This is a genomic window from Bacillus sanguinis (assembly GCF_018332475.1).
GTDB classification, from domain to species: Bacteria; Bacillota; Bacilli; order Bacillales; family Bacillaceae_G; genus Bacillus_A; species Bacillus_A sanguinis.
Map to the genome: position 1 here is coordinate 1 of NZ_BOQB01000505.1, position 1,025 is coordinate 1,025.

Annotated in this window: 1 protein-coding gene; it reads right to left on the minus strand. The window is 38.0% G+C overall.

All coding sequences use genetic code 11. The features are described from left to right. Positions 1-51 precede the first annotated feature (51 nt). The coding region (locus KI369_RS28065; protein ID WP_212958925.1) for a glycosyltransferase family 2 protein at positions 52-1,025 on the minus strand (974 nt) is incomplete at its 5' end.

Sequence of the window (1,025 nt, forward strand, 5' to 3'; positions counted from 1 at the left end):
TATACGGCAATAAATAAGCACAGAGCATACGGCGCTCTGTGCTTATTTTTATTATTTATCTTTTTTGAATCGAACTGTTTTATCCCAGCCAATGACTTGTTTCTTGCTCTTTGCACGTAAGTATAAAATTAAGCTACGAATGAATAAGTACGTAAAGAGCTGTGCGTACGTAAAGTACATGATAACACTAATAAAAATATTAGTTGGTGTAAAGGTTCGTTCCACACTCTGGGCACTAAATAATTGAGAAACATATGTAATATATGCGACATACCACATAAATAGTAGCGGAATGCTATATTGAATTTGGAAGATCCCAAGTAACCCAATTACAAACCAAACGTTCGAAATGATTAAGAATAGCCAAAATACAACGTAAACTAAAACTTGTTGTAAAGAATGGACGAGAAGTTTTCCTTTAAAGAAACTTAATGAAGAAAACATTTTTTCTAAAATGTACAAGTTTCCTTGGAGCCAACGTGTACGCTGCTTAATAAGGATTTTTAAATGCTCAGGTTCTTGTTCCCATGTAATCGATTCTGGAACGATTGGCAAGAGATAGCCTTTTTGTGTAATGCGTAATGTTAATTCAGCGTCTTCTGCAATTGCATAAGGGTCATAGCCGCCAAGCTCTTCTAATGCAGAGCGGCGAAGAAGCATGTTTGTTCCTGTTAGTGAACCAGTTTGGAATAGTAACCAGCGTCCGGATTGCATAAGGAGCTGGAAGATTTGAAATTCTAACGAAATCATTCGTGTTAGCCAGTTTCTTTTTTCATTTACAGTACGAACATGTCCAACAGCTCCAACAGCATCCTCGGTTGTTTCGGCGTGTTCTACGAGCATTCGCAGTGCATGTGGTTCAGGCTGGTTATCTGCATCATAAACACAGAAGTATTCACCATCTGAAATACTAAGACCATAGTTTAATACACGTGATTTTCCTTTTGGTTCACCCGCCGGAACACGAATGTGGCGAATATGAGCATAAGCTTTGTCAAAATCGTCACCAATTTCAGGTGTCTCAT